The 20,121-nt window shown below is 34.9% G+C and carries 17 protein-coding genes and 1 pseudogene; 11 read left to right on the top strand and 7 right to left on the bottom strand.

Going from position 1 to position 20,121, the window contains the following annotated elements; genetic code table 11:
* The first annotated feature begins 6 nt into the window (after positions 1-6).
* From ACFWDE_RS02455 to ACFWDE_RS02440, 4 genes and pseudogenes are all read left to right on the top strand, one after another.
* Complete coding sequence (locus ACFWDE_RS02455) at positions 7-846, top strand: aldo/keto reductase (RefSeq protein WP_377889801.1); 840 nt, start codon at positions 7-9, stop codon at positions 844-846.
* Positions 847-968: 122 nt separating this feature from the next.
* Entirely contained in the window at positions 969-1,904 is a 936-nt protein-coding gene (locus ACFWDE_RS02450) for a thioester domain-containing protein (RefSeq protein WP_377889799.1), read from the top strand.
* Between the two features lie 177 nt (positions 1,905-2,081).
* Positions 2,082-2,549: a GNAT family N-acetyltransferase gene (locus ACFWDE_RS02445; RefSeq protein WP_377889797.1), complete on the top strand. Its 468-nt coding sequence runs from the start codon at positions 2,082-2,084 to the stop codon at positions 2,547-2,549.
* 521 nt (positions 2,550-3,070) lie between these two features.
* A pseudogene (locus ACFWDE_RS02440) lies at positions 3,071-6,253 on the top strand (putative mucin/carbohydrate-binding domain-containing protein).
* Between the two features lie 41 nt (positions 6,254-6,294).
* On the opposite strand, the gene ACFWDE_RS02435 reads toward ACFWDE_RS02440, so the two are convergent.
* On the bottom strand, positions 6,295-6,933 hold the full coding sequence (locus tag ACFWDE_RS02435; RefSeq protein ID WP_377889795.1) for an NAD(P)-dependent oxidoreductase: 639 nt from the start codon (positions 6,931-6,933) through the stop codon (positions 6,295-6,297).
* Positions 6,934-7,234: 301 nt separating this feature from the next.
* On the opposite strand from ACFWDE_RS02435, the gene ACFWDE_RS02430 reads away from it, so the two are divergent.
* The 3 genes from ACFWDE_RS02430 to ACFWDE_RS02420 all read left to right on the top strand — a co-directional run bounded on the left by ACFWDE_RS02430 (position 7,235) and on the right by ACFWDE_RS02420 (position 11,829).
* On the top strand, positions 7,235-8,665 hold the full coding sequence (locus ACFWDE_RS02430) for an alanine/glycine:cation symporter family protein (RefSeq protein ID WP_377889793.1): 1,431 nt from the start codon (positions 7,235-7,237) through the stop codon (positions 8,663-8,665).
* Positions 8,666-8,965: 300 nt separating this feature from the next.
* A complete protein-coding gene (locus ACFWDE_RS02425; protein ID WP_377889791.1) occupies positions 8,966-10,147 on the top strand; it encodes a NupC/NupG family nucleoside CNT transporter in 1,182 nt (393 codons plus the stop codon).
* Positions 10,148-10,647: 500 nt separating this feature from the next.
* Complete coding sequence (locus tag ACFWDE_RS02420; protein WP_377889789.1) at positions 10,648-11,829, top strand: NupC/NupG family nucleoside CNT transporter; 1,182 nt, start codon at positions 10,648-10,650, stop codon at positions 11,827-11,829.
* Positions 11,830-11,872: 43 nt separating this feature from the next.
* Here the strand turns inward: ACFWDE_RS02420 and ACFWDE_RS02415 are convergent, their stop codons facing one another.
* The 3 genes from ACFWDE_RS02415 to ACFWDE_RS02405 all read right to left on the bottom strand — a co-directional run bounded on the left by ACFWDE_RS02415 (position 11,873) and on the right by ACFWDE_RS02405 (position 14,076).
* Positions 11,873-13,045: a DUF418 domain-containing protein gene (locus tag ACFWDE_RS02415; RefSeq protein ID WP_377889787.1), complete on the bottom strand. Its 1,173-nt coding sequence runs from the start codon at positions 13,043-13,045 to the stop codon at positions 11,873-11,875.
* A gap of 147 nt (positions 13,046-13,192) precedes the next feature.
* A complete protein-coding gene (locus ACFWDE_RS02410; RefSeq protein ID WP_000949400.1) occupies positions 13,193-13,699 on the bottom strand; it encodes a ferritin in 507 nt (168 codons plus the stop codon).
* Between the two features lie 53 nt (positions 13,700-13,752).
* A complete protein-coding gene (locus tag ACFWDE_RS02405; RefSeq protein ID WP_377889784.1) occupies positions 13,753-14,076 on the bottom strand; it encodes a MazG nucleotide pyrophosphohydrolase domain-containing protein in 324 nt (107 codons plus the stop codon).
* Positions 14,077-14,149: 73 nt separating this feature from the next.
* Here ACFWDE_RS02405 and ACFWDE_RS02400 point away from each other — a divergent pair, with 73 nt between their 5' ends.
* Positions 14,150-14,728 carry an LOG family protein gene (locus ACFWDE_RS02400; protein WP_483861740.1) on the top strand — a complete coding sequence of 193 codons (579 nt, stop codon included), beginning with the start codon at positions 14,150-14,152 and terminating at the stop codon, positions 14,726-14,728.
* A 118-nt stretch (positions 14,729-14,846) separates the two neighbouring features.
* Positions 14,847-15,128 (top strand): hypothetical protein, encoded by a 282-nt coding sequence (locus ACFWDE_RS02395; protein ID WP_002068154.1) that lies wholly within the window; start codon positions 14,847-14,849, stop codon positions 15,126-15,128.
* Positions 15,129-15,146: 18 nt separating this feature from the next.
* Here ACFWDE_RS02395 and ACFWDE_RS02390 read toward each other — a convergent pair whose 3' ends face one another.
* From ACFWDE_RS02390 to ACFWDE_RS02380, 3 genes are all read right to left on the bottom strand, one after another.
* Positions 15,147-15,344 (bottom strand): hypothetical protein, encoded by a 198-nt coding sequence (locus ACFWDE_RS02390; protein ID WP_000656312.1) that lies wholly within the window; start codon positions 15,342-15,344, stop codon positions 15,147-15,149.
* A gap of 472 nt (positions 15,345-15,816) precedes the next feature.
* Positions 15,817-16,257, bottom strand: coding sequence for a Dps family protein (locus ACFWDE_RS02385; RefSeq protein WP_002034654.1), 441 nt, complete (start codon positions 16,255-16,257; stop codon positions 15,817-15,819).
* A gap of 295 nt (positions 16,258-16,552) precedes the next feature.
* Positions 16,553-17,986, bottom strand: coding sequence for an alanine/glycine:cation symporter family protein (locus ACFWDE_RS02380; protein ID WP_377889781.1), 1,434 nt, complete (start codon positions 17,984-17,986; stop codon positions 16,553-16,555).
* A gap of 410 nt (positions 17,987-18,396) precedes the next feature.
* Here ACFWDE_RS02380 and ACFWDE_RS02375 point away from each other — a divergent pair, with 410 nt between their 5' ends.
* Both ACFWDE_RS02375 and ACFWDE_RS02370 read left to right on the top strand, forming a co-directional pair.
* Positions 18,397-18,894, top strand: coding sequence for a cation:proton antiporter regulatory subunit (locus tag ACFWDE_RS02375; protein WP_001026076.1), 498 nt, complete (start codon positions 18,397-18,399; stop codon positions 18,892-18,894).
* Positions 18,895-20,094, top strand: coding sequence for a cation:proton antiporter (locus ACFWDE_RS02370; RefSeq protein WP_377889778.1), 1,200 nt, complete (start codon positions 18,895-18,897; stop codon positions 20,092-20,094).
* The last annotated feature ends 27 nt before the right edge of the window (positions 20,095-20,121 follow it).

Genomic DNA, 20,121 nt, shown 5'->3' with positions numbered 1-20,121 from the left:
AATAAAATGAAAAATTTACAAAGTAAAACAACATTGCATAACGGTGTAGAAATGCCTTGGTTCGGTTTAGGTGTATTTAAAGTAGAAGAAGGACCAGAACTTGTAGAAGCTGTAAAATCGGCGATTAAAGCAGGATACCGCAGCATCGATACAGCTGCGATTTATGGAAATGAAAAAGCAGTAGGTGAAGGAATCCGTGCTGGAATCGAAGCGACTGGGATTTCAAGAGAAGAATTATTTATCACTTCAAAAGTATGGAATGCAGATCAAGGATATGAAACAACAATTGCTGCATATGAAGAGAGCTTAAAAAAATTAGAACTAGATTATTTAGATTTATATCTTGTTCACTGGCCTGTAGAAGGGAAATATAAAGATTCGTGGAGAGCTTTAGAAACACTTTATAAGGAAGAGCGCGCGCGTGCAATTGGTGTAAGTAACTTCCAAATCCATCACCTGAAGGATGTAATGGAAGGTGCAGAAATTAAACCGATGATTAACCAAGTGGAATATCATCCGCGTTTAACACAAGAAGAACTACAAGCTTTCTGTAAAGAACAAGGTATTCAAATGGAAGCATGGTCACCGCTTATGCAAGGTCAACTATTAGATAACGAAACATTACAAGAAATTGCTGATAAACACGGCAAAACAACAGCGCAAGTTATCTTACGTTGGGACTTACAAAATGGAGTGATTACAATTCCAAAGTCAACGAAAGAGCACCGCATTATTGCAAACGCTGATGTATTTAACTTTGAATTAACAAAAGAAGATATGGAAAAAATCGATGCATTAAACCAAAACCACCGCGTCGGTCCAGATCCGGATAATTTTGATTTCTAAACAAGTAGAGGGAAAGAGTGCAAACAGTTTGCACTCTTTTTTTGTTGCGCTTATGTATAAAAAAAAATTCTAACTAAATAATAAACAGGAGTAAATTTGTTATTTAATAAGGGGTTGTAGACATGAATATAAAAAGATCGTTCAAGCTAATGGCCGCTTTTTTGAGTGTTTTATTTGTATTTGCGAACTTATTATTTCCACTTCAAAAGGCATCCGCAGAAGTTATGGATCATACAAAGTATGAAATGGATTGGAGTTATAGTAAGTCAAAGAAAAAGCCGATTCGAACAGAACTTATTAAAACAGCAGACGGAAAAATTGCCTTTTGCCTAAATGTAGATTTGAAATCTCCAAGCGGTCAAGATTTACCGGAAATGGGGAAAGTGGATATTAACGTGTACCGTGTACTATTAAATGGATATCCACAGAAGAGTCCACAAGAATTAGGTGTTTCCGATTGGAGAGAGGCACATTACGCAACGCAGCTTGCGGTGTGGAATGCTTTAAAACAAATTGATATTAACGATTTAGATTTCCGTAATAAAAATGTAGAAAAAGTAACGAAAGATATCGTTGCAAAAGCAAGCGCTAGTGAAGATTTACAAGAAATTACGATGAGTGTAACTCCTACAGAAGAACAAGAAGCAGTATTAAAAAATGATTTCTTTGAAACAGGTCTATATACAGTAGAAACAAACGCGAAAAGTGGAACGTATAAAGTACAAGCAACAGGTGCACCAGAAGGCGCGAAGTTTGTAAATGAAAAAGGCGAAGCAAAAACTGAATTTAATGTAGGAGAAAAATTCCGCATTTTAATTCCGAAACAAACACCATCGGGTGGATTTAGCTTTAAAGTATCAGGGAATTTAACGAAATTACAAGGAATTGCACATAAAGGTACACCGACTATTCAAAATGCGGTTGTATTATTAGAGCGTAGTGAAGAGAAAACGAGTCCGGAGTTAGCGGTAAGTTGGAAAAAGGCTGAAGGCCCGCATAAACCAAATAAACCATATACTCCAAATGAACCACATAAGCCGAATCAAATTAAAAGATAGTAGAAAAAGCATTGGCATTTGCCGATGCTTTTTTCTTGGCCTAAATTTTGGGTGCGGAAATTACTACAGTAACCCTTTTTTATAAGTACGAAAAAGGGTTAGAATTAGGCTGTTTTGGCTTCTTTACACCACCGTAAGGTATAATGAAAATGAGAAATTAGAAAGAGAGAGGGAATTATGACTCTTCATATTTGTAAAATAACAAATGAAAATCGAAATGAAATTGCTAATTTAAAAGTAACCGGCGAACAGCTTAAATTTATTGAAAGTACGGTTTTAGATTGTTTAGTCGATGCTGATACAAAATATAAAGGTGATGCTGCTTCGGTAGGGTTTTATGACGGTGACACGCCAATCGGATACGCGATGTACGGTTGGTTTGAAGAAAAAGAGAAGGCTGTATATTTAAATCAATTTATGATTGATAGTAAATGCCAAGGTAAAGGTTATGCAAAACCATTATTACGTTTGCTAATAGAGTATTTACAAAAGGAATATAATAGAAAAGTTATATATTTAAGCATACATCCAGAAAATAAACTTGCCCAAAAACTATATGAATCAATTGGATTTCATTTAACTGGTGAAATTGAGGGTGAATGGGTAAGTGGAAAAGGATTTATAATGAAACGAATGCTGGATTAATAAAAACCTGCCGGAAAGAATAGTATCTTTCCGGCAGGTTTTTATTTTAAAATAACATTAAAAGTTAGAAATCTAAACATTACGATTTTTGGATTAAATTCATAAAATTGTAATATTAATCTAATCGAAAAGGCTATCTAATGAAAAAGAAATCGTGTACAATTCGATGTGGAAAAACTGTCCATAGATGGATGTCTATGAATGAGTTGTAAAAAAAGAGATATTTATACACATTTTTCATGTATAGACAACAATACTTGATAAAAGTACCTCCCATCATTATTTTGACATGAAAAAGAGAACTCATCACAAAGTATAGAGAAAAGTGGGGAGAATCTTTTGTTTTAAAAATTTTTATTATATAAGAAAGCGAATACATGTAGAGTGAACGATGATAAGAGGTATCGGGGCGCGAGGTTGAGTTGTATATATTACATGATTGTATGAAAATAAATTAATTTTACAGTAAATGAATATATCTAGGATGGTTTGTACTACATAAGGAATAGGGGACACAGATTATGTCAAAGAAAAAGAAGAGTAGGGTATTAGTAGCTGGTGTTTGTTTAGCTGCGTTATTAGCACCATATGGTCTTGAAGTGCCTAAAGCGTATGCAGAGATGACGATTGAAGGTAAGGAGAAACACCAAGAAGAGCGAGTGTATAAATTGCTGCCAAAAGGTGATGTAGATGAGATGCGTGAGTTGCATCAGCGTCGAATGAGTTTTTCTCCCTATGAACCAACTGGTATTTATGTAAAGCCAGGTGAAGAAGTAGTTATTCAAGTAGACGGGAATCAAAAGATTAAAGCTTATATTGGCACATATTCTTATGAAAAAGAAGAACCTAAACAATTCAATTTAAATCCTGGTGAAAATAAAATTTCTTCTCCGAATGGAGGGCTATTATACTTTTATAATTATCACAACACAGGAGAAGTAGTTGCTAAAGTAAAAAAAGGTGGTATACCAAATCCTTTATTTATTTTAGGTAAACATACGCCAGAAGATTGGAAACGTATGTTGAAGGAATCACCGAATCCATATGCAATCGAAATGAAAGGGGAAAATAGTTTATTAACTATGCATCCTGAGACTGTGGCGGAACATTTGAAGCAAGAAGATCCAGCTGCGTTATTAAAGAAACAGGATGAAATAATTAATATAGAGCATAAGATATCGGGTTTATCAAAAGATGGTGTGGGTGTTGCGAATCAAGGCAAACATTCCATTCATTATGTTGAAGACTGGTATACGGACAATTATATGTATGCGACTTATTATCGAACAGCTTATAGTAAAGGGAATTTAGAGTCAGTACTAAATCTAGAAGAGTTAACTGCTGATGGATGGGGACCTTGGCATGAAGTGGGGCATCAACATCAACAGGACACTTGGTTATGGGAGGGGCTTGGAGAAGTAACCGTTAACATTTATTCTTTAGCAGTTCAAACTGCATTTGGACATAAAACAAGGTTAGAGCAAGAAAATCGTTATGAAGCCGCATTTGCTTATCTAGGTAAACCGAATGCGCAAGAGAAGATGAATGAATTCGAAAAATTAGTTATGTTTTGGCAGTTGCATTTAGCTTATGGAGACCAGTTCTATCCGAAATTACATCAAATGTATCGTATGTTACATGATACAGAAATGCCTAAATCTGATGAAGAGAAAAAGCAGATGTTTATTTACATGACGTCAAAAGTAGCTGGGCAAAATTTAATTCCTTTCTTTGATAAATGGGGAATAATTCCAAATGATGATACTAGAGAGAAGATTGAAAAATTAAATTTACCAAAATTAGAAAAGGAAGTTTGGTTATCTACAGATAGCAATCCAATTCGTGAAAAACAAACTGAGTTATATGAAATTCCATATGGCGAGCCAAATAATGAAAAAATACAAAATGTAGTAATTGGTACTACATATGATGAGAAAAAAGCAAAAGAACTTGTACAGAATTTAGGAGAAGGTGTAAAAACAACAGGTGTGATTATGCAAGATAAGCCTGAAGTTGGAGAAAAAACTGTAAAAGTAGAAATTATAGATGAAAAAGGGAATAAAAATTTAATTCCTGTTGTAGTAAATGTTGGTTATGGTGATAGCTTAGTATTCAAAGGGCTCAATTATAGTACTGATATTAAATAGATTGTAACACTGCAACACGATCAGAAAAAGTTTAGTGCGACAGCTGATTCTAATCAAGTGCATTATTATTTTAAAGAAGATGCGTATTTTGAATTCACATTACTAGATCCAAATGGAAATGAGAAAAAGAAAGCAACTGTAAAAGGTGTTGAAAATGCGGAAGAATTCGCAAAATCGATTAATGGGTTAGAGTTCGAGTATGGTGACGTTGTAAAAGTGTATCACGCAGAATCAGATCGCTTTAATTGGTATCAAAATAATAACTTTATCGGCCAAGGTAGGGCGAAGGTAGAGGAAGAATTATTATTTAAAGTAACAGAAAAGGGCTTTGAGAGAATGGAAGCTCAACAAGAAGTAACAGTAGTACCGCAAAAAGTAGTAATCGGAACAGATGCTGAAAGATTAGAAGCAAAAGATTTTGTTCAAGTGAAAGATGGAGAAGTAATCGGATTTGTAGAAAAACCGAATACAACAAAAATCGGTGAACAAAAAGTAAAAGTAGAAACGAAAGATCGTTTTGGAAATAAGAAAGTGACAGAAGTGCCATTGGAAGTAATGTATGGCGATAGTTTAGTCTTCCAAGGTGATGGTAATAAAACGCGTTCTGTCGTAACTGCGGATCATAATACGAAAAAGCTACAGGCAACATTTACGGATTCTAAAGTTCATTATCGTTTTGAGAATGAAAAATATATGGGAATCACGCTATATGATCAAAATGGAAATGAAAAGAAAGTTATTTCGGTAGAAGGGCAAGAGACTTCTGAAAGTTTTGCAGAACAGTTGAATGGTGTAGACTTCGCATATGGTGATGTTATTAAGGTATATCATGCAGAATCAAATCGATTAAAGTGGTATCAAAAGAATGAGTTTGTAGGTAACGGTAAAGGGAACGTGGAACAAGAGTTGTACTTTAAAATAACGGAAAAAGGTTTTGAAAAACTGGAAAGCTTACAAGAAGTAACAGCAGTACCACAAAAAGTGACAATCGGAACAGACGCTGAAAAATTAGATGCAAAAAACTTTGTTCAAGTAAAAGGTGGAGAAGTAGTTGGTTTTGTGGAAAAACCTAGTACAACAAAAATCGGAGAACAAAAAGTAAAAGTAGAAACGAAAGATCGTTTCGGAAATAAGAAAGTGACAGAAGTTCCTGTGGAAGTAACATATGGGGATAGTATAGTATATCAAGGTGTGTCCAATGTAACACGTTCAATCGTTACATTAAATCATGACGAAAAGAAATTACATGCAACATTTACGAATGATGTGATTCATTATCGTTTTGTGAACGAACAGTATTTAGGTCTTGCGATTTATGATCAAAATGGAAATGAGAAAAAGCATGTAACAGCAGAAGGACAAGAGACTTCAAAGAATTTTGCAGAACAAGTAAATGGTACTCCATTTGAGTATGGGGATGTTGTAAAAGTGTATCATGCAGAACCAAGTCGTCTGAAATGGTATAAAAAGAATGAGTTAGTAGAACAAGTAGCTTCAACAGAAGTTGTATTTAAAATCACTCAAAGTGGATTAGAACAAGTAAAGGGAACATTATAATAAAAAACGCGCATAGATATTGTATCTATGCGCGTTTTTTATTATTCAGCTTCAGAAACTACTGTGAAGCGTTCGTTTACGTGTTTTGGAGCTTCGATTTCATCAAGTGCTGCTACTGCGAAGTCTTCGTAACTTACGTAGCTATCGCCTTTTGAGTTAACAAGAAGATTGTCTTTGCCAGCTGTATAAGAACCAGTACGTTTTCCTAATGCGAATAGTGCAGAAGGGCTGATGAATGTCCAAGTGATATCATTTGTTTGTTGTAGGATTTCTAAGTTTTTACCTTGGTTTTGGGCTGTTGCAAGGTATTCGTTAGGGAAACCTGGTGTATCAAATACACGTGTTGTTTTTTCTTCGTCTACAAATAAGCTTCCAGCTCCACCAACAACAAGTAATTTTGTATTAGGTGCACCTTTCACAGCTTCAATAAGTACGTTTCCAGCATCTACATGAAGATGTTCTTGTCCTGCTGGAGCACCGAATGCATTTACCACTACATCAAATGCTTGTAGGTCGTTAGATGTAAGAGAGAATACATCTTTTTCTAAAACTTTTACGTTTTGGTCTGTAATTTTTGCAGCGTCTCTTACGATTGCAGTAACTTCATGTCCACGATCTAATGCTTCTTTTAAAATACGACTTCCAGCTTTACCAGCTGCTCCGATAATTCCGATTTTCATAATAAATCCCTCCAAAGTGTTTTGTTAAAGTGTATATGTGAAAATGAATGAATTTGGTGTAATTAGGTTTGTTACAACATGATGTAATCATTATAGTTACAGGTTGGCTTTTTTGTCAATGGATTATTTATTGTTTTAGTATGTGCATTTTATAAATACAAAGTCATAAAACATAACAAATAACATGATCATGTTATAAAATCTAACACATGGAAGCAATATCCTGTCGAAAAATGTTGATTTTTGAATATTTTTTAAATATAATTCAATTTATGAAGAAAAAAGGGAGGGGACTAATTGTATGAATATTTTAGAACAGTTCGTTTCATCAATGAATACGATTCTTTGGTCATATATTCTTATTGCAATGTTAATCGGCTTAGGGCTTTATTTTTCTATTAAATTGAAATTCGTACAAATTACTCATTTAGGGGAAATGGTTCGACTAATGGGTGATGGCTTAACTGGAAAGACACGTAAAAAGGGAAGTGTATCGTCATTCCAAGCATTTTGTATGAGTTCAGCAGCTCGTATTGGTATCGGGAACTTAGCTGGTGTAGCGCTAGCTATCTCTATGGGAGGACCTGGAGCTGTATTTTGGATGTGGGTTATTGCGATTATTGGAGCATCTTCAAGTTTCGTAGAAAGTACGCTTGCACAAATTTATAAAATAAAAGATGGCAGTGGCTTCCGTGGTGGTCCTGCTTATTATATGGAAAAAGGTTTAAATAAACGTTGGATGGGGATTTGGTTCTCTATTCTGATCACAATTAGTTACGGTTTAATTTTCAACTCAGTACAAGCAAATACAGTGACATTAGCATTTAAAAATGCATTTGGTATTGAGCGTTATGTTGTAGGGATTGTACTTGCGGTGTTAGTTGCGGTTATTATTTTTGGTGGTGTGAAAAGTATTGCGCGTATGTCAGAAATGATTGTTCCGCCGATGGCAATTATTTATATTGCAGTAGCTGTGTTCGTTGTTATTAAAAATTATTATTTAATACCGGATATGTTTACAGAAATCTTTAAAGGTGCATTCGGTTTAGATTCAGCTGTAGGTGGCGGTATTGGTGCTGCGATGAAATATGGTATTCAGCGCGGATTATTTGCGAACGAAGCAGGTATGGGTAGTGCGCCGAACGCGGCAGCAACAGCTGACGTAACGCATCCAGCGAAACAAGGTTTTATTCAAACAATTGGAGTTTTAGTAGATACATTCTTAGTATGTACATCAACAGCATTTATCGTACTATGTTCTGGTGCATATAAAGCAACAAATTTAGAAGGTATTGAATTAACGCAAGTTGCGCTAAGTTCACAGATTGGTTCGTGGGCAAGCGGCTTCTTAGCTATTATTATTTTCTTATTTGCTTTCAGTTCACTTCTAGGAAACTACTATTATGGTGAAACGAATATTGAATTTATTAAACAAAGTAAAACTTGGTTAACGATTTATCGTCTTGCGGTAGTTGGAATGGTACTATTCGGCTCTGTTGCGACACTTCAAGTTGTATGGAATATGGCAGACTTATTTATGGGTCTAATGGTAATCACAAACTTAATTGCGATTACACTTCTTGGCCGATTTGCGTATGCAGCATTAGCGGACTATGTGAAACAAAAGAAACAAGGAAAAGATCCAGTCTTCAGTGCAGATTCTATCCCTGGTTTAACGAACACAGAGTGCTGGGACAAGCCAGCAGTAGCAGATAAAGAAAAAGCTGTATAATAAAAAAGGAACGAGCATCAAAGAAATTTGATGCTCGTTTTTTTATAGCAATAAACTAAGGGAGAGAGGCAAAAGACGAACATTAATGAGAGTTTTATAATAAAATGTATTTTTTTTAGAAAAATGCAGATGTGAGTTGTAATTTGTGTTAGAATGATTAATGGCTTTGGAATAAGAGATTAGACGGATTTTTATATTCATTTTTATATTTTTAGTGATAAAGGGAAAGTTCGGATTATTTCTCATTTCTAATGGTCAGACGTTCAACATTAAAGAAGAGTTAAATGGAGGATTTTATTAATGAAGTTTGTTATGTTTCTGGTAGGATTACTCGTTGTATTCGTACTCGGTTTTCTTATAAGTGCCGATCGAAAGAAGATTAAGTATAAACCAATTATGGTTATGCTTGTTATTCAGTTGGTATTATCATATTTCTTATTAAATACGCAAGTTGGTTATATTTTAGTAAAAGGAATTTCTGATGGATTTGGAGCGCTTCTTGGATATGCGGAAGCTGGAATCGTTTTCGTATTTGGAGGCCTTGTTAATAAAGGAGAAGTTTCATTCTTCTTAACGGCATTATTGCCAATCGTATTCTTTGCGGTATTAATCGGAATTCTGCAGCATTTTAAAATTTTACCGATATTTATTCGTGCTATTGGTACTTTGTTAAGTAAGGTAAATGGTTTAGGGAAATTAGAATCTTATAATGCGGTAGCAGCTGCGATTGTTGGGCAAGCAGAAGTATTCATTACAGTAAAAGATCAATTAAGTAAAATCCCAAAACATCGTTTATATACACTATGTGCATCTTCAATGTCGACAGTATCGATGTCAATCGTTGGTTCTTATATGAAAATGATTGAGCCAAAATATGTAGTAACAGCACTTGTATTAAATTTATTTAGTGGTTTCATTATTATTCATCTTATTAATCCGTATGATATTACGGAAGAAGAAGATACATTGCAGTTAGAAAATAAGAAAAAGCAGTCATTCTTTGAAATGTTAAGCGAATATATTATGCTTGGTTTCACGATTGCGATTACAGTAGCAGCGATGTTACTTGGTTTCGTAGCATTAATTACAGCAATCAATAGCTTGTTTGATTCAGTGTTCGGCATTACATTCCAAGCTATTTTAGGATATATCTTCTCACCATTAGCATTCGTAATGGGTATCCCGCAATCAGAAATGGTAACGGCGGGACAAATTATGGCAACGAAATTAGTATCGAATGAATTTGTTGCGATGCTTGATCTAGGAAAAGTAGCTGGTGAGTTATCAGCTCGTACAGTCGGTATTCTTTCTGTATTCCTCATATCATTTGCGAACTTCTCATCTATCGGAATTATTGCAGGTGCAACGAAAGGAATCGATGAAAACCAATCAAACGTTGTTTCATCATTCGGATTACGACTTGTATACGGTGCGACATTAGTAAGTCTTTTATCGGCGATTATCGTTGGTGTTATGTTATAAAGTGAAACTTTAATCAGTGGGGGCTTTATCCCCCGCTGATTATTAGCCTTCACCAATCGGGCTTTTACGGGCAGTTAATCACCCACCTAACTTCTTTGTTTTCGCTGAATTTTGAGGTGGGGGTCTTACTGCCCGTTAAAGCGGGGTAAAAAAGATGGTCCTAGCTCATAGCTAGGGCTATTTTTTTATGGTAAATTTACATGAAAAAACCAATTATTTAGGAATATATTAACATATAAAAATATTTTAAAATTTATATTGCATTTCAATTAGTTAACGCTTACAATTTGATTTGTAGGTGGTATCAATTTCAGACTTTCAAGTATGGTAGGAGAGAAGAGACTACCTTTTATAAATTGCAATTTATGTAAACGCTTACTGATTTTAGATAACAGTTGAATAATATTTAGGGGTTTTAAATTTTTTAACATCAATGGTCAGACGTCATTCGTTATACGTTATACGACCAATAACTCGTAGGAGAAGTGGAGGATTCACATATGAAACTAGTAATGTTTCTAGTAGGTTTACTTGTAGTATTTGTACTAGGTTTCCTTATAAGTTCAGATCGTAAGAAAATTAAATATAAGCCAATTGCACTTATGCTTGTAATTCAATTGGTACTTGCGTATTTCTTACTAAATACAAAGATCGGATTTGTATTAGTAAAAGGGATTGCAGATGGATTTGGCGCTATTTTAAAGTTTGCGGAAGCAGGGGTTAATTTCGTATTTGGTGGGCTAGCAAATGACGGACAAGCACCATTCTTCTTAACAGTATTATTACCAATTATTTTCTTAGCAGTATTAATCGGGATCTTACAACATATTAAAGTTTTACCGATTATCATTCGTGCAGTCGGTTTCGTATTAAGTAAAATTAACGGTTTAGGAAGATTAGAATCATACAACGCGGTAGCAGCTGCAATTGTTGGTCAAGGTGAAGTATTTATTACAGTAAAAGATCAACTAAGCAAATTACCGAAAAATCGTTTATATACACTTTGTGCATCATCAATGTCAACAGTATCAATGTCAATCGTTGGTTCTTATATGAAAATGATTGATCCGAAATATGTAGTAACAGCACTTGTACTAAACTTATTTAGTGGATTCATTATCGTTCATATCATTAATCCATATGACGTAAACGAAGAAGACGATATTTTAGAATTACAAGAAGATAAGAAACAAACATTCTTTGAAATGTTAGGCGAATATATTATGCTAGGTTTCTCTATCGCTGTAACAGTAGCGGCAATGTTAATTGGTTTCGTGGCATTAATTACAGCAATTAACGGTGTGTTCGATTCTATTTTCGGAATCACATTCCAAAGCATTTTAGGATATATCTTCTCACCATTAGCATTTGTAATGGGTATTCCAACATCAGAGATGCTAACAGCGGGACAAATTATGGCAACGAAATTAGTAACGAACGAATTTGTTGCGATGCTTGATCTAGGAAAAGTAGCTGGTGAGTTATCAGCCCGTACAGTAGGTATTTTATCAATCTTCCTTGTATCATTTGCGAACTTCTCATCTATCGGAATTATCGCAGGTGCAACGAAGAGTATCGATGGCAAACAAGCAAATGTTGTATCATCATTCGGACTAAAACTTGTATACGGTGCAACGTTAGTAAGTATATTATCAGCGATTATCGTTGGGGTTATGCTTTAATAAATTAAGAAAAGCAATGAGCGTAGGCTCATTGTTTTTTTGTTTAACTTGCTTTATCCAAGTCTTTTTTAAATCGTGGTCTTTTTAAATAAGTTCCCAGTCTCCACACATATTCTACAGGCCCCATTCGGTATTTCTGTAGCCAATAGGTACTAACGAATAATTGAATCGTATAAATTCCAATGGTTAAAAGAACACCGAAGAAATAGCCGATTTTACCGTATAAGCCAAACCCATATGCGTAAAAAATAGTTGTTGCGATAATAGATTGAGCTAAGTAATTACTAACTGACATTTTTCCCATGTTCGCCATGTATGTTAGTAAGCGCGACGCTTTTTTGTAATGGAACAATAAAATAATTGTGCTTCCGTAAAAGAAGGTCATGGTTACTGGTGTAATACCTGCCTGTAACATAATTAAAATCGGATGATTTACGAACGTGGCTAAAATTTTGATTGTAAAAGAGAAAATACCAGTAATAAGCCATATTTTTTTGACAGCAGACATATGTTTATCAATCTCAAATAACCACCCCTTTTTTCCTACGTACATGCCGAGTAAGAAGAGTGGAGACATAAAAATTAATGCGAAAATTGACAGGATAACTAATCCGAAGACACCGTTAATTCCCATGTAATCAAAAGGATTTTCAGTTAATCTAAAGTTGATATGATCCATATAGCTTCCAGTTTCATGAACTTTATGCTCTTTTTCAATATAAGGTGCGACATCATTGAACGTGTTTGATGTTGGTTCAGATTGATAAGATGCGAACATAATGAGTGCTAATAAAATGGATGCCCAAATGAGTAACGTTTTTGGTTTTCGATTGATGAACATCATTAAGAAAATCCCGACAATCCCGTAGGCAAATAAAATATCTCCCTCCCAAACAAAAGTGCCGTGAATGTAGCCTAGTAGTAAAAGAATGATAATACGCCTTATATATGTCGGGAAGAATTTTTTTCCTTTTGCAATAATACTTTTTTGTAACAAAATAATGCTAAGCCCAAATAAAAAAGAGAATAGGGAAATAAAATTCTGTGTGCCGAAAAATTGAATAAACCAATTAGCACTTTCATCGAGTTTTCCGAAAATATAAGTGGGTTTTTCATTAGCGAATAATCCGAATTGAATTAATGTTATATTAACAAGCAAAATGCCAAATAAAGCGAAACCACGAATGGCGTCAACAAATTCTACACGTTGGTTCATTTTTTCTCTCCTCTTATATTGTTTTATATTGAAAATAATACCATTTATTTACTGTTTCTATGTCAAATACGAGGAAATTTAAGGTGATTTTAAGCTAGAGAGAAAATAAAAAATCACCTTAATACACTCATTAAGGTGATTACAATATTACTCAGCTGGAGGCGTAAATGTACGTTTCTCTAGCTCAGCATCTAGCATAAATAGTGCGTTTGAATCGCTTGTAATACGTTTTAGTTTTTGAATGATGCTATCGAATGAAGCTTCTTCTTCTACTTGCTCATCAACGAACCATTTTAAGAATGTAATTGTTGCGTGCTCACGCTCATCCCAAGCGATATCAGATAAGTGATAAATACGTTTCGTTACTTCACGCTCGTGTTCAAGTGCGACTTCAAAAGCATTTAATACAGATTCGTATTCGTTATTAGGATTATCAAATCCAGTAATAATAGCGCGCTCGCCGCGGTCATTAATATAGTTGTAAAGCTTCATTGCGTGGAAACGTTCTTCTTCAGCTTGTACAAGGAAAAAGTTAGCGAATCCATCATAGCTCTCAGCTGTACAGTAAGCAGCCATTGCCATATAAGCATGGGCAGAGTAAAATTCAAAGTTCATTTGTTCATTTAATGCGTCGTGCAATTTTTTAGATAACATAAAATCCTCCTTATTATTGTGACAATAATATTATATCATAATTGATAACATTCTCATTTAGGTGTTTCAAACCTTTTCGAAAGCTTTGTGACGTGTGCTTCCATAATGTCTTGTAAATCTAAATCATATTTTTGTGAAAGAACAATAAGGTTAGATAGTACATCACCAAGTTCTTCTTTTAGTTCTTGTTTTAGCTCTTCTTCTGTTTTCGCATCTTCATCAGGACGATCGCGGCCGATTTCAATTGCGCGAACAACTCGTGAAACTTCCCCAACTTCTTCAGTTAAGAAATTTAAGCGAATAAAGGAATCATACTGCGACCAGCTTCGTTTTTCGTAAAATTCCTCAACCCATCTTTGAAATGCAACGATATCCATTTCTTCCTCATCCCTTCAATATGTTGTACAATGTCAATTGTATCATAACAATATATAGTTTCGGGGTGTAGGAATGAGAAAGATTTGTGTGTTTGCAGGTTCCAATTTAGGGGAGAGACCAGAATTTAAAGAGCAGGCAATGGAATTAGGCAAAATGTTTGTTGAGAACGACTATGAGCTCGTATACGGTGGTTCATGCGTTGGATTAATGGGAGAAGTGGCAAACGAAGTTCTTCGTTTAGGTGGACGTGTAACAGGTGTTATGCCGCGCGGTCTATTTCGAGGAGAAATCGTACATACAGGATTAACAGAATTAATTGAAGTAGAAACAATGCATGAGCGCAAGGCGAAAATGGCAGAGCTTGCGGATGCTTTCATTGCACTACCAGGCGGATATGGAACTTTTGAAGAACTATTTGAAGTTGTATGTTGGTCACAAATTGGTATACATAATAAGCCGATTGGTTTATTGAACATTAAAGATTTTTACGGACCAATTTTGCAAATGGTTGAACGGGCAGCAGAAGAAGGCTTTATGAATCCATCGAATAAAGAGTTAATCGTTTCCGCTGAGACGGCAGATAAACTAATTCATGAAATCCAAAATTACAAGCGTCCTGTCTTGGGGACGAAGTGGAAGCAATTATCATAGTACATTTTTATAGCGATTTATAGAAACACATGTCTTTTTTATCGTAAAAAGGCATGTGTTTTTAAGTTAGTTAAATATGTTAATATTTATATATAACGTTTTTGGAAAAGAGAAATAGATGGAGGAGTTTGTGTATTTACGTCCTGTTTTTAAAAGTATTTTAGCAGCATCTATTCTTGTTATGCTAATTGTTTTAAGACAGAGGAAAGAGCTGATTAACGAGTTTTCGCTTTGGTTTATTTCGGTTATATGTATTGGTGTTTCTGCGATAACACTTGTTATGTTAGGATTTATTGCAGATGAATATAGTTTAGGTGGCGATGTGCAGTCTTCTAATATGTTTATTGGGATTGTTTTGATCAGTGGTCTGAATTTCGTTATTTACTATAGACGGAAATAAAAAGGAAGGCATTCCATATTACTTTGGAATGCCTTTATCATTTTGATTACTTTGTTTTTTATACAGGTACCAGCCACCCCAACCGCCACCAATAGCTACAACAACGAGGAAAGCATAGTCTTTAACCTCGACACGTATGTTGAAAATATTAGCTATGAGTAAGAGAATCCCAACTGTTATTAACGCAAAAAATGCTCTAATTAAGTAGTCTTTCAACTGAACCACTCCCGTCATTTAAGTAGTAAATGATGAACTTGGACAAGCTTTTTTGGATCTAATTACTAAAGGGTGTTTCCTATATTTTAACATAAAAGAGATTGTAATATATTGATAAAAGTAGGGGAGAGGTGTGTTAATATTGTCGTGTTTTGTCGGTAAGTCGATATAATTGAAAAATCGCTGATATATTTGATGAAACGGTCGATATAATGAAAAAATCGCCGATATATTTGATGGAATCGCCGATATAATTGGGAAATCGCTGATATACTTTCATGTACTTTCATGCGCGGCAACCTCATAGAAAAAAGCGACTCTGAACGAGTCGCCTCCGCTTTTACATATTATCCAGCTCCAGCGGCTAGAACAGTCGGTTGTTTCACTCCTTCATTCGAGGCAAAAAGCGCCTCGTAATCAGGAGTTCCAACACCCTCCTGTTCTGAACGAGCCGCTTGCGCTTTTAGTTATATTATTGATTCAAGAATGCACGTAGCATCCAAGCGTGTTTTTCTAGTTCTGTGTAGATGCCTAGTAGTAGGTCAGATGTCATTTCGTCGTCAGATTCTTGAGCGATTACCATGCCTTTTTTCAGTTCAGTTAGCATCATTTCGTAGTCTTTCATGATTGCTTCGACCATCCCTTCTGCAGTTTCTCCGTAAGCTGCTTCTTGAATAGAAGATAGTTCTAAGTATTCTTTCATTGTTGCTACTGGTTTGCCGCCAATTGCTAAAATGCGTTCTGCGATTTCATCGATGTGAGTAGCTGATTCTGTGTAAAGCTCTTCAAATTTTTCATGTAGTGTGAAGAATTGAGGTCCTTTTACGTACCAATGGAAGTTGTGTAGTTTTGTAAATAAAACGCTCCAGTTTGCTACTTGTTTGTTTAATGCTTCGATTACTTGTGTATTCATTATGATCAATCTCCTCTTGAGTTATTATTTTATACAAATTACTAATTTATAATTATTATAATCTAGTAATTTGTATAAATCAACCCTTTTGCTGGAATTAATTTGAACAAATTATGAACTGTTGTAAATAAAAAATCCCTATTACTGTGAAGTAATAGGGATTTTTTATTTGATATATAGCTCCAGCGGCTAGAATGTTCGGTGGCTTCGCTTCTTCCTGCGAGGCAAAGAGCGCCTCTACGTCAAAAGCTCCATCCTCCTCACATTCTGAACGAGCCGCATCCGCTTTTAATTATTATACAGCTTTTTTATTTTCTTCTACATCCTGTCCATCCCAACACTCTGTATTCTTTAAGCCAGGGATAGAACTTGCAATGAAAACAGGATCTTTTCCTTGTTTCTTTTGTTTTATATAGTCTACTAATGCCGCATAGGCGAACTTGCTAAGGAATGAGATGGCAATTAAGTTTGTAAATACCATTAGTCCCATAAAGAAATCAGCTAAGCTCCAAACCGTTTGAAGGGCAGCGATAGATCCGAAGAACACCATTCCGACAACTGCAACACGATAAATCAGTAACCATGTTTTGCTTTCTTTAATGAATGCGATATTTGTTTCACCATAATAGTAGTTTCCTAGTAAAGAACTGAAAGCGAACAGGAAAATAATAATCGCTAAGAAAGTACTTGCCCACGGTCCAATTTGTGAACTTAAGGCTTGTTGTGTTAATTCAATACCTTCTAAATTCGATCCTTTGTAAAGTCCAGAACATAATACGATAAACGCTGTTGATGTACATACTAAGAATGTATCTACGAAAACACCTAATGCTTGAACAAGTCCTTGTTTTACAGGGTGAGATACATCTGATGTTGCTGCTGCATTAGGAGAGCTACCCATACCTGCTTCTGTCGCGAATAAACCGCGCTGAATTCCGAATTTGATTGCTGCTCCAATACCACCAGCGATAGCTTGGTCTAAACCAAATGCGCTGTTAAATATTTCTGTAAAAATGCTTGGTAACATATTGAAGTTGTTAATAACGACAAAAATAGCCACACCAATATAAACAATCGCCATTGGAGGAACAATCATTTCTGTAATACGTGAAATGCTCTTGATACCACCAAAAATAATAACTGCAACTAATAAAGCTAATAGAGCTCCTACGATCGTTCGCTCTAGTCCAAAAGCATTTTCAAATGCTATTGTTACCGTGTTTGCTTGTACAGAATTGAAAATTAATCCGTACGCAACTGTAATAAGAAGTGAAAACCAAACACCCATCCAGCGTTTGTTTAACCCTTTTTCCATGTAATACGCTGGTCCACCACGGAATCTGCTTCCATCTTTTACTTTATAAATTTGCGCGAGCGTACATTCTACAAAACTAGTAGCTGCTCCAAGGATAGCGATAAACCACATCCAAAATATTGCGCCAGGTCCACCCATTGAAATGGCTAATGCTACACCAGCTAAGTTCCCGATACCAATACGTGCTGCTGCACTTAAGCAAAATGCTTGGAATGGAGAGATGCTATCTTTCTTTTTTTCTTTTCGATTAAATCCTTTACTAATTAAACTGACCATCTCACGGAAATGAGTAATTTGGACAAATTTTAATTTGAAAGAGAAATAAAGACCGAAGCCGATTAACATTGCAATAAGAATATATGACCATAAAATATTATTCGTTACCTCAAGGAATCTGCTAAAGATATCAACCATATAATACACTTCCTTTTTTTCGTAATAAGAAAATTATATGCAAAAAATATACCAGAATCAATTTTTCTAAAAAATCATGTTACTTAAACGTGTTTTGTGTTATGATTATGTTACATCGTAATATTTTTAGAATTATTTACATTTTAAAAAACTAAATTTAAAGCGAAAAAGAGGGGATAATTTGAAAGAAGAATCTTTATTGAAAGTAAGTCTTAAGAGTTTGAAAATGAGAAGTAATTTATTTTTTATCATTACATCTTTAAGTATCTTTTTAGGAGCCACTTATTATTACAATAAAAGATTTCCAAATCACAGGTATCCTGAATGGTTAGAATTTCTAAAATTGATTGGATGAATAAAAGACGGAAAAACAGAAAATTTAAATAAAAATTGTTATGGAGGAGCTAAATATGAATATTAGAGAAAGTGAACTTCCGGGTATTGGTTACAAATTTCAAATCGTTACGAAAGGTAACGAAAAGATGGTGATTGTCATTCATGATGATGGGCGTAGAGAAATGTATCATTTTGATTCAGACCATGAAGAAAGCATCTCAAGTATTTCATTACGTGACTCAGAGGCAAGACAAATTGCAGCAATATTAGGTGGAATGGTATACAAGCCTAGAGCATTAGAAAATGTTGAAATGGTCTTTGAAGGTTTAGCGATTGAGTGGTTTAAAGTAGAGAATACAGCTCCAGCAATCGGAAAAACAATTGGCGATCTTGAAATAAGAAAAACATATAGCGTAACGATCATTGCAGTTATGAAAAAGAATATGAAAAAGCTATTTAATCCAGGACCAGAAACAGTAATTGAAGAAGGCGATATGCTTGTAGTTTCGGGTGAGAGAGAAGAAATTAAAAAAATTATTAATGAGTTACTTTCGAATAGGGGGACTGACTAGATGGATACTTTAATTTTTGAAGTTGGTACAGCTTTAGTTTTAGTAGCAATTGCGGCAGTAATCGCTGGAAAGTTTAAATTCTCAGTAATACCTTTTCTAATTGTTCTTGGCATGTTAGTAGGACCGCATGCGCCGACAATAGGTGTTATCGATCTCAAATTTATTGAAAGTGCAAGTGTAATTTCCTTCCTTGGAAGGATTGGAGTTCTGTTCCTTCTGTTCTATCTAGGGCTAGAGTTTTCGATGAAAAAACTAATTAAATCTGGACGTTCTATTGCGATTGGCGGAACGATTTATATTTTAATTAACTTTTCACTTGGATTATTATATGGATTTATAATGGGCTTCCCTTTACTTGAAATCTTAATTATTGCGGGTATTATTACGATTTCTTCTAGTGCCATCGTTGCTAAAGTGTTAGTGGATTTAAGAAGAACTGGTAATAATGAGACCGAATTAATATTAGGAATTATTATGTTTGAAGATATATTCCTTGCTGTATATTTATCAGTAGTTTCTGGCTTAGTCCTTGGGGATCATGCTTCGTTCTTAGGTGCCCTCACTTCAATTGGAATTGCTTTAGGATATATGCTTCTATTCTTCGTAGTAGCTAGAAAGGCTACGCCGTTATTAAATAGATTGCTCAATATTAGTTCCGATGAAATCTTTATTATTGTAGTATTTGCTTCGTTGTTCTTTATCGCTGGTTTTTCAGAAACAATTCATGTTGCAGAAGCAATCGGAGCACTTCTTTTAGGTTTAGTTTTCTCTGAAACAGAGCATAGTGATCGAATTGAACATCTTGTTGTTCCATTTAGAGACTTTTTCGGAGCTATCTTCTTCTTCAGTTTCGGATTAAGTATTGATCCATTCTCATTGGGCGGAGCAATATGGTTAACGTTAGGTGCTGTACTTCTGACGATAATCGGAAACTTCGTAGCAGGGATGATTGCAGGACGACAAGCTGGATTATCTCATAAAGCATCAACAAATATTGGATTGACAATCGTTTCAAGGGGAGAATTCTCAATTATTATGGCTAATATCGGTATCGCGGGTGGTTTAATGTCGGTATTGAAACCATTCTCAGCACTATATGTGCTGATACTATCCATTTTAGGTCCGCTTCTAACGAAAGAATCAAAGAATGTATATAAATTTTTAAATAAAATCTTTAAGTGGGATACGAAGACTAGATAAATTTTTAAAAAATAAAAGTACAAGATA

This window comes from Bacillus sp. NPDC060175 (assembly GCF_042728695.1).
GTDB lineage: Bacteria > Bacillota > Bacilli > Bacillales > Bacillaceae_G > Bacillus_A.
The sequence above is the reverse complement of the archived record's forward strand: the minus strand, read 5'-3'. Positions and strand labels throughout refer to the sequence as shown.

Coding starts and splice junctions, on each gene's coding strand:
- ACFWDE_RS02455 (WP_377889801.1), top strand. CDS start 7: ATGAAAAATTTACAAAGTAAAACAACATTGCATAACGGTGTAGAAATG.
- ACFWDE_RS02450 (WP_377889799.1), top strand. CDS start 969: ATGAATATAAAAAGATCGTTCAAGCTAATGGCCGCTTTTTTGAGTGTT.
- ACFWDE_RS02445 (WP_377889797.1), top strand. CDS start 2,082: ATGACTCTTCATATTTGTAAAATAACAAATGAAAATCGAAATGAAATT.
- ACFWDE_RS02435 (WP_377889795.1), bottom strand. CDS start 6,933: ATGAAAATCGGAATTATCGGAGCAGCTGGTAAAGCTGGAAGTCGTATT.
- ACFWDE_RS02430 (WP_377889793.1), top strand. CDS start 7,235: ATGAATATTTTAGAACAGTTCGTTTCATCAATGAATACGATTCTTTGG.
- ACFWDE_RS02425 (WP_377889791.1), top strand. CDS start 8,966: ATGAAGTTTGTTATGTTTCTGGTAGGATTACTCGTTGTATTCGTACTC.
- ACFWDE_RS02420 (WP_377889789.1), top strand. CDS start 10,648: ATGAAACTAGTAATGTTTCTAGTAGGTTTACTTGTAGTATTTGTACTA.
- ACFWDE_RS02415 (WP_377889787.1), bottom strand. CDS start 13,045: ATGAACCAACGTGTAGAATTTGTTGACGCCATTCGTGGTTTCGCTTTA.
- ACFWDE_RS02410 (WP_000949400.1), bottom strand. CDS start 13,699: ATGTTATCTAAAAAATTGCACGACGCATTAAATGAACAAATGAACTTT.
- ACFWDE_RS02405 (WP_377889784.1), bottom strand. CDS start 14,076: ATGGATATCGTTGCATTTCAAAGATGGGTTGAGGAATTTTACGAAAAA.
- ACFWDE_RS02400 (WP_483861740.1), top strand. CDS start 14,150: ATGAGAAAGATTTGTGTGTTTGCAGGTTCCAATTTAGGGGAGAGACCA.
- ACFWDE_RS02395 (WP_002068154.1), top strand. CDS start 14,847: ATGGAGGAGTTTGTGTATTTACGTCCTGTTTTTAAAAGTATTTTAGCA.
- ACFWDE_RS02385 (WP_002034654.1), bottom strand. CDS start 16,257: ATGAATACACAAGTAATCGAAGCATTAAACAAACAAGTAGCAAACTGG.
- ACFWDE_RS02380 (WP_377889781.1), bottom strand. CDS start 17,986: ATGGTTGATATCTTTAGCAGATTCCTTGAGGTAACGAATAATATTTTA.
- ACFWDE_RS02375 (WP_001026076.1), top strand. CDS start 18,397: ATGAATATTAGAGAAAGTGAACTTCCGGGTATTGGTTACAAATTTCAA.
- ACFWDE_RS02370 (WP_377889778.1), top strand. CDS start 18,895: ATGGATACTTTAATTTTTGAAGTTGGTACAGCTTTAGTTTTAGTAGCA.